Source organism: Terrisporobacter othiniensis (genome assembly GCF_000808015.1).
GTDB lineage: Bacteria > Bacillota > Clostridia > Peptostreptococcales > Peptostreptococcaceae > Terrisporobacter > Terrisporobacter muris.
The window spans coordinates 1-10,729 of sequence record NZ_JWHR01000082.1; the positions used below are offsets into that span (position 1 = coordinate 1).

Here is a 10,729-nt window from a genome sequence, read left to right on the forward strand (position 1 = left end):
GATTATGATACAACTTATTATATATTAATAGTTAATAAAATGAATAGAGAGGTATAAAATATGTCAAACGAAACAATTTCAAATAATTTTATAAAGAATATTATAGTTGACGATTTAAAAACTGGAAAACATGATCACATAATTACCCGTTTTCCACCAGAACCAAATGGATACTTACATATAGGACATGCTAAGAGTATTTGTTTAAACTTTGGCTTAGCAAAGGAGTTCAGCGGAACAGTTAATATGAGATTTGATGATACAAATCCACTAAAAGAAGATGATGAATATGTTAATTCAATTAAAGAAGATGTTCAGTGGTTAGGATTTAACTGGAATAATTTATATTTTGCATCTGATTACTTTGATGAAATGTATAACAGAGCTGTTATTTTAATAAAAAAAGGTAAAGCATATGTAGATGATTTATCTGCAGATGAAATAAGAGAAAATCGTGGTACTTTAACAGAACCAGGAGTTGAAAGTCCATATAGAAATAGATCTATAGAAGAAAACTTAGACTTATTTGAAAGAATGAAAAATGGTGAATTTGCAAATGGAGAAAAAGTTTTAAGAGCTAAGATAGATATGTCTTCTCCTAATATAAACTTTAGAGACCCTGTTATATACAGAATTTCTCATGCCTCTCATCACAACACTGGAGATAAATGGTGCATATATCCAATGTACTCATTTGCTCATCCACTAGAAGATGCTATAGAAGGAATAACTCATTCTATCTGTACTTTAGAGTTTGAAGATCAAAGACCTTTATACGATTGGGTTGTTAGAGAATGTGAAATGGAAAATGTTCCAAGACAAATAGAGTTTGCTAGACTTAACTTAACAAACACTGTAATGAGTAAAAGAAAATTAAAATTACTAGTTGATGAAGGAATAGCTGATGGATGGGATGACCCTCGTCTTCCTACTATATCAGGTGTTAGAAGAAGAGGATATACTCCAGAATGTATACGTAACTTCTGCGCTGAGATAGGTGTATCAAAAGCTGACTCTAAAGTTGACAGCCAATTATTTGATCATTTCTTAAGAGAAGATTTACAACCAAAAGCACAACTTGCTATGGGTGTACTTAATCCTCTTAAGTTAGTTATAACAAACTATCCTGAAAATCAAAGTGAAATGATAGAACTTGAAAATATAGCTAAAAACGAAGAAGCTGGTACAAGAGAAGTTCCATTTAGTAGAGAACTTTACATAGAAAGAGACGACTTTATGGAAGAACCAATACCAAAATACAGAAGATTCTTCCCAGGAAATGAAGTTAGATTAAAAGGTGCATACTTTGTTAAATGTACTGATGTTATAAAAGATGAAAATGGTAATGTAGTAGAAATCCATGGTACTTATGATCCAGAAACTAAATCAGGTTCAGGATTTACTGGACGTAAGGTTAAAGGTACAGTTCATTGGGTAGATGCTAAAACTGCTGTTCCTGCACAATTTAGATTATTTGAGCCATTAATATTAGATGATGCTCCAGAAAATGAAGGTAAGCACTTCTTAGATCAAATAAATCCAAATTCACTTACAATATTAGAAGGATTCGTAGAGCCTGCAGCAATAAAAGATGCTAAACCTCTAGATAAATTCCAATTTGTTAGAAATGGATTCTTCTCAGTAGATACTAAGTATACTACTGACGAAAAACTTGTATTTAATAGAATAGTTCCTCTTAAGAGTTCTTTCAAACCTGGAAAATAATTAATAAAAAAACTGACACCTAACGGTTGTCAGTTTTTTTATATTATTGTAAATATCTAAATTATTTTTACATTCTTGAGAAGTATTCAATAGCTTTTGCAAAATCTTCTATGGTTTTATCAGCATCCCCATGTTCTATCCCCTCTTTTACACAGTGATGCAAATGACCTTCTAATACTATTTGACCGACTTTATGAAGTGCAGATTTGGCTGCATTAATTTGCATAATTATATCTTCACAAGGCACATCTTCGTCTACCATTCTATCTATAGCATTTAACTGACCTATTATTTTCTTCATTCTTCTGTGTATATTATCTGAGTCCATACATTGCTTCATAAGTTATCCTCCTAATTGTTTTTCATTCATATATGATTTTATCAATTTGTATTATAGTCATTATATTACCACATGTTAAATATTTCTAGATGATTTTTGTGAAAATTTATCAACTTCTTGCATCATAATTAATTTCACAGGTTAAATCATTTATATCTAAATTATCAAATATATTGTACTCATTGGAGAAGAAAGATAGCAATACTCTCACTTTTTCCTTTGGCTTTAAACCTTTACCTATATCAACTTTATTAAAAACTTTATTGCCTACTATTCTATTTTTGTCATCTTTTAATATTACTTTTAAATTACTTAAAGATTTTAACTCATAACTTTTCAAATTAAGTAAGTATGCATCCACATATAAGATGTTAGCTTCTTCATCCATTGATTTTATCATTAAGTTCAAATCATCATTTTTAATTTCAGTATTGTTTTTAGTTTTGCTTTTTGAGGAATAAGCTTTTATAAATTTACTGCCTTCAAGTATTTTTATTCTGTCCTTGGATTTATTTTCCCTTTTATTTCTTAATTTATAAACTTCTTCATGAGGATAAGAAAGTAATCCTTCGTATATAATATTTAACTTATTATCTCTTAAATCAAGTAATGTTTCTATTGTTCCGAGGATATCCATCCTGTTAATCCCTACAATTCTTTGGTAAATAAGTAATTCATAGTAATCATTAAAAGCTTGTTTTATGGGATAAATTCCACTTGGATTATCTATTATTGGACTTAAGTTTAATCTTAATTTTTTATTTTCATCGTACATCATTCCCAAATACTCTTTGGATCTTGTAGATAAATCAATTAAATATTTTTTCTTACCACAAGTAACTGAAGTTCTATAATTATTTTTAAATTTAGCAGAGCATGAATTATTTTTTCTATATGTTTCAAGGTTAAAAATTTCAATTAAGTTTTCATTTTCGTATTTGTAAATTACGCCTATTTCATAGTTAATTATATTCTTATTTTCACTTGTGCTATTTAGATTTTTATTTTCATTTATAATATTATTACAAGGGTTTTTATATTCTCCTCTAATCATTATATTTTCCAATCTGTCACCAGTAAAATCACCTACAAATAGTTGCATATTATATCCACTGTATGGAACATCTATGGTAAGAGGTAAATCATTTTCTCTATTTATAACAAGTTGCAAGCTATTTGCATAATTACTTTTTTCATCAGGAAATTCCCCAACTAATATAACTTTATCTTCTGTATATTTATTAGTTATGCTGCCATATGCTGCATCAATTATTAATTTTTTATTGCTAGATATCATAAAAAATCCTCCCCCAATTATTTAACCCTAATATATTATTTATTTATCATGGATTGTCCTTATTACTAATACTATCTCATGTTAAAAAATTATAATATTTAGATTTTAATGGATAAGGATTTTTAATATACTTTAAATTTATTATTCCATTGCTATACTTTTGTTTTCCAATTTTATTATTCTATCACAAGTTAAAATAGATGATAATCTATGTGATATGGAAAGTAGTGTTCTTTCACTGGAAGCACTTTTAAGCACAGATATTATCTTTTCTTCTGTTTCCGAATCTAAATTTGCTGTAATCTCATCTAGTAACATAATTGGTGGAGATGTTACTATTGCCCTTGCGATAGACAGTAGTTGCATCTGTCCTTGTGAAAAAAGATGAGGAGATGCAAAGGTGTCGTAACCTTTTTCAAGAGTTATTATATAATCATGAAGTCCTACAAATTTCATGGCATTTTCTATATCTTCTTTGCTTATATTTTCATCTTTTAAACTAATTTGCTCTGCCACACTTCCTTTTATAAAGGAAAATGACTGCTCCACATATCCAAATATTTTACGTTTTTCATGATTAGGTATTTCACTGACTTTCACATTACTTAAAGTAACACTTCCACTACTTGGCTCCAAAAGTCCAAGAATTAATTTAAAAAGTGTTGTCTTTCCAGCTCCTGTTCTTCCTGCAAAAGTTACACTTTCTTTATGTTTTATATTAAGTGATATATTTTCTAATATGTGTTCTCCTTTTATATAAGAAAAATCCACATTCTTAAGTTCTATATTTAAGTTATCATTTACAATTTTCTCATAAGTTAAATTATGGTCTTTCTCAGTTTCTTCTTCTTCATTTAGAAATTCGTCTATTCTATAAATCCCTGCTATGGATTGTTGAATATTTTGAAGTTCCATTCCTAAATTTTCTATAGGTGAAAAAATATTGTTAATTAATTCTATTGCTGCAGCTACAGAACCTATGGAAAGACCTAGAAAATATAGTTGATCACTAGACAAAATTACTACTAGTGCTACAACTACAGCTCTTAGTATTAATATTATGGGTGAAAAAATTGAGTCGTAGAAGTTTATTTTATTCATAGCTTCATAACTTTCATCAAGATAATTCACATATCTTTCTTCCATATATTCTTCTTTTGCAAAAGATTTAATCATTTGGATATTATTTATACTTTCTGGTATATGATTGTTCACCTTGGCTGTTAAAACACGATAAAGTCTTTGTGCTTTTAACATTTTTCTCTGAAAAGCTCTAGTTAAAAAATATACTACAGGTATGATAAATAAAACTAAAATACCAAGTTTATAACTAAATAACCATATGGAAATTACTATTCCCACAATTTTAAATGTATCTACAATCATACTTACTATACCATTTGTAAACAAAGACCCTACAGCTTCCACATCGTTGGAAAAACGAGATACTATGGAACCACTTTCATTTGTAGCTAGATATCCTATGGGTATTCTTGTAAGCTTAATCATCATTTCTTCTTTTATTTTTCTAATGATTTTCTGACCAAATACAGTGATGATTCCTTCTTTTCCAAAATTAAAAATACCAAGAAATACTATTGTACTAAAGTAAAGTAGGGCAGGCAATAATAAGCTCTTTCCTTTTACAATTAAATAATCATCTATTATATATTTTAGAACTTGAGGTGTTGCCAAACTAAAGCTTATTGATCCAATTATTACGAAAAGAAGTAAACATGTAAGTGATTTATGGTTTTTGAAAACATTTATTATTAATTTAACTACTTTGCTATTAATTTTTATAAACTTATTTTTATTATTCATCTTTATCACCTTCTTTTCTTTGTTGTAAAGAGTAAAGCTGATTGTATAATTTTGAGTTAGTTAGTAATTCATAATGACTTCCATACTCCAAGCTCTTATCTTCATTTATTAATATGATTTGATTTAAATACTTAAAAATTGAAAGTCTATGAGATATTAGCAAAATCAAGGAGTCTGTATAGTATTTTCTTAGATTTTCTATTATAATTTTTTCCGTATTCATATCCACAGCAGAGAAAGGATCATCTAGAATTAGTATTTTGTTTTTGTGATATAGTGTCCTTGCTAGAGCAATTCTGGCCTGTTGACCACCGCTTAGTCTTACTCCCCCATTTCCAACTAAAGTATGAATTCCTTTTTCCATGAATTTTAAATCTTCATTAAAACAAACCATATTAAGAACATGAGATATATCCCCTTCATCTCCTAGAGTTATGTTGTTGTAGATAGTGTCTGAAATTAAATTAGGATTGTGACCTAAGTAAGATATGATTTTACTTCTTTCATATTCACTATAATCTCTAAGTTCTTTATTATCTATTTTTAAACTTCCTTCATAGTTATAATTTCCTAAAAAGATTTTTCCTAAAGTTGATTTGCCACAGCCTATGGGTCCTGTTATACCTATGATATGATTTTCTTTTCCAGAAAAATTAAGATTTTTTATTATATAGTCATGATTATATTTAAAATATAAATTTTTAGCTTCTATTATTGTTTTTTTATCTATTTCACCTAAACTTTTATCAATTTGGCTGTATTCATTTAAGTAGGGTTTTATTCTATTCCAAGATACCGCTGATTTTTGAATTGTATTAAAAAGCCTAGCAATCCTACTAGCCTTCACTGCCATAATAGCAAATATTGAAATATAAGCAGAAAACTCACCTATGGTAAATGTTCCTGTATAGACCTTTTCACCAAGCATTATTATGACAAAGACAATTCCACCCATGGCAATAACATTGTAAATTGGCTGCATGGCATTTTCCCATACATTTGCCACAACTGCTTTCTTCTCAAAGTCAGAAAGTTCCTTGTCATAAATTATTCTATTATCAGCTTCTCTACCATAAAGTCTGTATAAAATTGCATTGTCTATCCTATCATAAGTTATATCTGATACCCTAGACACTTGACTTCTATAAGCTTTTGTAAATTTAAAGATAATTTTTTTTAGTTTTTCTGCAATAAAAATAGCCACAGGTATGAATACACAAGCATACAAGGTTATCTTCACATCATAGCGTAAAAGTGTTATTAAATATGATATAAAAAGAACTCCTGTGTCAAAAACTTCTGTGGTAGACTTTCTCATACCTTCCACACATACGTCCACATCTGAGATCGCCTTTGTCATAAGACTTCCCATATTCTCTTCACTTAGCTCTTTTTCTTCTTTATGTAAAATATTGTTATAAAGCATAAACCTCATGGTAGCCGTAGTTCTATTGGCAAATTGTCTAACATAGTACCTTTTAATATATCTGAAAAATTGCACCATAAAAATCACAAATATAAAAGTTAGTGCTAATTTTATTAAGTTGTAGAAACTTACTTTTCCAATTAAAGCATCTATTAATTTTCCTTGATAAATAGGTCTAGCTACCATTCCCACATTGTACAAAATCCCAAATATGGTTAGTAGTATTACTGTTTTCTTTTCCTTTATCCAATAATTTTTTATTTTATCAGGATTTTTTATGGATTCAATTGCACTTTTCTTCATATTTATCCCCCTGTAAATTTTATGTTCATAATATGATTTTAGCATAATATTATTCAAAATCTCAGATTCAATCTTTAATAATAAAAAGCCATATGTTTTCTTATACCCTTTAGAGAATAATTTGAAATTTAAAACTCATAATAATGATATAACGTAAAATGGAGGTGTTCTTATGTTTAAAAGTAAATTTTTAGTATGTGACGATGATAAAAATATAGTAGAAGTGTTATCCAACACAGGAGAAGAAATAAAATGTGGTGATAAACCTATGCATGAACTAGTGGCTAACTCCACAAATGCAGCACAAGAAAAACATGTTCCTCAGGTAAGTGTAGAAGGAAATACTGTGAAAGTAGATGTGGGAAGTGTGGCTCATCCTATGGAAGAAGCACATAGTATCACGTGGGTTCATATAGTTACAAATCAAGGTATACAACGTAAGTACTTACAGTCAAATACTGATCCTGTTGTGGAGTTTGCATTATGTAATGATGAAAAACTACAAGAAGTATATGCTTATTGCAATCTTCATGGATTGTGGATGAGTAAAGCATAAAATTCGCTTCACCTGAGCAACGTGTCGGCGAAACACTTCGTATTGCCAAAATTGAGAAGCATATCGTCAACGATATATCCTCGTTACAACTTTAAGCCACTGTGTGGGCGTTATGAAATTTCAGTCAACTACGTTTCTCAAAAATGTCCAAGGCTGTTTTATTTTTATACAACCTTGGACATTTTAATAATCTTATTTATCCATATTATTTTCTATAAAAATATTTTTATCTTTTTAGAGCATTAATTTACACATTATTTTTATACAATAAAGATTCAACTAATTTGGCAACATTTTTAACGTGATCTAAATTGTGATGTGACAATCCTTTATCTAAATATTCAAATTCAGATATTTTATTGTATACATCTATTATTGTTTTATCATTCATTATTTTTTCAAATCTATCCATATTTCTATTCCTTTTGCTCACCTTTTGATGTCTGTTTATATAATTTCACAAAAGTTTCGTTATAAGTCACTTGACCACCTATATCTGATATACCTGATTTTATTATCCAATTAGGATTACCGTGTTTCTTCCACCAACCAGCATACATCATAACCACATCATCACAAATACTATCGTCAATTTCCAAAGAAACTTCTATTTTTCCTTCCTCTGATTCCATATTTATTAAATCATCTTCAAAAAGATTGTATTTATCTGCCATCTCTCTATTAATATAAGCTTTTGCTTTATTTTTATCGTCCATATAATGCTGACTAAACAAAGATTCTTTTCCATGATTTGTTAATAATCTAAAGTTATATTCTTTATTAGTTTCACTTATATTCAAGGCATTTTTATCAATAAATATTTCAAATTTTCCTGACTCTGTTTTAAACTGCTTATTCTCCCAAGGTATATTTTCATGAATAGTAAAGTAGTTTTTAGCAAGGTAATCTAAACTTATCTCTTTATTTATATATCTAAGTGGTTCTATGACTTTTTCCAAATATTCCTTTTTATCCACATAAGGATAGTTAGCAAGATTTAATTTTCTAGCTAATTCCCTAAAGAAATAGTACTCATCCATAAGTTGATTTTCTGGTTCTACTGCTTTCTCAATATAAGTTAAGTAAGGATTAGTCATAGAACTATATAGTAAATCTTCACTTTCAAAAACACTTGTCACAGGAATAAATAAATCACAAGCCTCTGCTGTATCAGTTAAAAATAAATCAAAACACACTTTAAATTCAATTTTATCCATGGCTTTTCGCAACTTTTTTAGCTGTGGCAATTGATTTAACATATTACTTTTTGTTATTACTGCCATTTTCACATTATTTTCTTCTATAAAATCACTTATTTTACTAACATAAAAGAATTCATCATTTGCATGTTTAAAACTTTCATAAGGATCTATATTTAACACATCTGGATAAAGCCTATTGGCATAATTTACTCCTCCTCCACTATAACCGATTTGACCAGTTATAGCGCCTAAAGTGTTTATATTACCAATTGTACTTCCTCCATGAGCATATTTTTGCATACCATAGCCTTGCAAAATAGTTGAATAAGGTTCTGTGTATTTTTTCACAAGTAAATCTAAATTTTTCATCGAAATGCCTGCCATATTACACAACTTTCTTAAATTCAATTTATTTAAATAAGCTTGATATTCATCGAAATTTTTCACATATTTATTTATAAAATCTTCATTATGTAGATTTAGTTCAATTATCCTTTTGCCCATAGCTAAAGCCAAGGCATTATCTCCACCTGGTTTTATTTGAATATAAAAATCACTTTGCTTTGCTGTAGCAGTGTATATAGGATCAATAACAATAACATAAGCACCAGCTGTCTTAGCTTTTTTAATTATATTCATAGTATGTATAGTTGTGTTAGCTGGATTTTTCCCCCATACTATAATAGTTTTACTATTTAGCATATCTGATAGTGAATGACTTTTTACATCGCCAAAATTTATTTTTTGAGCCTCTATACCTGCACTCCAACAAGGACCACCCTTTTGTTTACAACTTCCTCCAAAGAAGTTGAAAAATATCTCCCCAATACTTTTTAGTAAACTTCCGCTACCATATTGTTCATAATACATTAATGATTTTGACCCATAGTTTTCTTTATAATAGCTTAACTTCCCAGCCATAATATCTAACGCTTCTTCAAAACTTATCTCTGCCCACCTATTATTAATTTTCAACAGTGGTTTATAGCGTCTATTTAAATGATTATGTCTTTTTAAATGACTTAATCCTTTTTTACAAATAACCCCCTTAGTATAGGGATGTAACTTATCTCCTTCTATTTTTGCAATATTATTATCTTCAGTATATACATTAAATTTACACGCATCAAAACAATCTAATGTACAACCCCCACTTAGAACTTTCATCTAATCCCCCTCATTTTATTTCGAAATATTTTCATATACATATACAATTGCCTCTTTATTTAGTACTTTTTTATCTACAATTTGAAACTTTTCTTCATCTATTTTAGGGAAAAATGTGTCTGCATCTTCTACAGTTTTATAAATTCTCGTTATATATATTTTATCAGCCAAATTCTTTTCTAAAATTTGTCTATATATTTCTTCTCCGCCAATAATAAAGATTTCTTCCTTTGAAAATTTAATTTCTTCTAATACTTCCTCCAAAGAATGATTAATCTCCACTTGCTGATTTTCCACATTGTATCCCTTATCTCTACTTAGAACAATATGTTTTCTAAAGGGTAGCACTCCAGGCAAAGATTCAAATGTTTTTCTCCCCATGACTATGGTTTTATTTATGGTTGTATTTTTGAAAAAAAGTAAATCTTCTTTTATATGAAATAACATTTTGTTATCTTTTCCTATTGCGTTATTTTCAGTAGCTGCAACTATTAATGATATCATTTACGACACTCCTTTTGTTGTTTTAAATACAGTATATCAAAATAATAAAAAATGTGGTGAATAATTATTTATTTGTCATACAATATAAAAATTCTCAGTATATATCTTCTATACATGATTTTATTTCAAATTCTTGACTTAAATCAACAGTTATTCCTAATGTTGAGTCATAAGGATATCCTGAAATTTCTTTACAAGTACCAAGGTCAGAGTCATATACAGTTAATATATCTGGTCCTGTTATTCCTTCAAATTTAGCATATTCAAGTCATTTTTGATGATTTCACAATAAAAATATCTTTTATAATATTTCCACTATGTTTATATATTTTATTCTCATTTTCTATAATTAAATTTGTTACTACATTTTTATTACAATAAATAT

General features: G+C 28.4%; 9 protein-coding genes. 2 read left to right on the forward strand and 7 right to left on the reverse strand.

Translation table 11 applies throughout. The features are described from left to right. The first annotated feature begins 60 nt into the window (after window positions 1-60). Window positions 61-1,725 carry a glutamine--tRNA ligase/YqeY domain fusion protein gene (locus QX51_RS09175; RefSeq protein WP_039679614.1) on the forward strand — a complete coding sequence of 555 codons (1,665 nt, stop codon included), beginning with the start codon at window positions 61-63 and terminating at the stop codon, window positions 1,723-1,725. Window positions 1,726-1,792: 67 nt separating this feature from the next. Here QX51_RS09175 and QX51_RS09180 read toward each other — a convergent pair whose 3' ends face one another. The 4 genes from QX51_RS09180 to QX51_RS09195 all read right to left on the reverse strand — a co-directional run bounded on the left by QX51_RS09180 (window position 1,793) and on the right by QX51_RS09195 (window position 6,915). Further along, entirely contained in the window at window positions 1,793-2,065 is a 273-nt protein-coding gene (locus QX51_RS09180) for a metal-sensing transcriptional repressor (RefSeq protein WP_039679615.1), read from the reverse strand. A 109-nt stretch (window positions 2,066-2,174) separates the two neighbouring features. Next, window positions 2,175-3,362, reverse strand: coding sequence for a YybI family spore inner coat protein (locus tag QX51_RS09185; protein WP_039679616.1), 1,188 nt, complete (start codon window positions 3,360-3,362; stop codon window positions 2,175-2,177). A gap of 141 nt (window positions 3,363-3,503) precedes the next feature. Next, window positions 3,504-5,186 (reverse strand): ABC transporter ATP-binding protein, encoded by a 1,683-nt coding sequence (locus tag QX51_RS09190; protein WP_039679617.1) that lies wholly within the window; start codon window positions 5,184-5,186, stop codon window positions 3,504-3,506. Further along, window positions 5,179-6,915, reverse strand: a complete 1,737-nt coding sequence (locus QX51_RS09195) for an ABC transporter ATP-binding protein (RefSeq protein WP_039679618.1) — start codon at window positions 6,913-6,915, stop codon at window positions 5,179-5,181. The genes QX51_RS09190 and QX51_RS09195 overlap by 8 nt, the downstream gene beginning before the upstream one ends. Before the next feature lie 172 nt (window positions 6,916-7,087). On the opposite strand from QX51_RS09195, the gene QX51_RS09200 reads away from it, so the two are divergent. After that, window positions 7,088-7,471: a desulfoferrodoxin family protein gene (locus tag QX51_RS09200; protein ID WP_039679619.1), complete on the forward strand. Its 384-nt coding sequence runs from the start codon at window positions 7,088-7,090 to the stop codon at window positions 7,469-7,471. 247 nt (window positions 7,472-7,718) lie between these two features. Here the strand turns inward: QX51_RS09200 and QX51_RS20660 are convergent, their stop codons facing one another. From QX51_RS20660 to QX51_RS09210, 3 genes are read right to left on the reverse strand one after another with little or no spacing between them, the layout of a single operon-like run. Beyond that, window positions 7,719-7,883, reverse strand: coding sequence for a hypothetical protein (locus QX51_RS20660; protein WP_161791917.1), 165 nt, complete (start codon window positions 7,881-7,883; stop codon window positions 7,719-7,721). Between the two features lie 4 nt (window positions 7,884-7,887). After that, a complete protein-coding gene (locus tag QX51_RS09205; protein WP_039679620.1) occupies window positions 7,888-9,840 on the reverse strand; it encodes a molybdopterin-dependent oxidoreductase in 1,953 nt (650 codons plus the stop codon). Between the two features lie 15 nt (window positions 9,841-9,855). Continuing rightward, window positions 9,856-10,344: a dihydrofolate reductase gene (locus QX51_RS09210; RefSeq protein ID WP_039679621.1), complete on the reverse strand. Its 489-nt coding sequence runs from the start codon at window positions 10,342-10,344 to the stop codon at window positions 9,856-9,858. Between the last annotated feature and the right edge of the window lie 385 nt (window positions 10,345-10,729).

Coding starts and splice junctions, on each gene's coding strand:
- QX51_RS09175 (WP_039679614.1), top strand. CDS start 61: ATGTCAAACGAAACAATTTCAAATAATTTTATAAAGAATATTATAGTT.
- QX51_RS09180 (WP_039679615.1), bottom strand. CDS start 2,065: ATGAAGCAATGTATGGACTCAGATAATATACACAGAAGAATGAAGAAA.
- QX51_RS09185 (WP_039679616.1), bottom strand. CDS start 3,362: ATGATATCTAGCAATAAAAAATTAATAATTGATGCAGCATATGGCAGC.
- QX51_RS09190 (WP_039679617.1), bottom strand. CDS start 5,186: ATGAATAATAAAAATAAGTTTATAAAAATTAATAGCAAAGTAGTTAAA.
- QX51_RS09195 (WP_039679618.1), bottom strand. CDS start 6,915: ATGAAGAAAAGTGCAATTGAATCCATAAAAAATCCTGATAAAATAAAA.
- QX51_RS09200 (WP_039679619.1), top strand. CDS start 7,088: ATGTTTAAAAGTAAATTTTTAGTATGTGACGATGATAAAAATATAGTA.
- QX51_RS20660 (WP_161791917.1), bottom strand. CDS start 7,883: ATGGATAGATTTGAAAAAATAATGAATGATAAAACAATAATAGATGTA.
- QX51_RS09205 (WP_039679620.1), bottom strand. CDS start 9,840: ATGAAAGTTCTAAGTGGGGGTTGTACATTAGATTGTTTTGATGCGTGT.
- QX51_RS09210 (WP_039679621.1), bottom strand. CDS start 10,344: ATGATATCATTAATAGTTGCAGCTACTGAAAATAACGCAATAGGAAAA.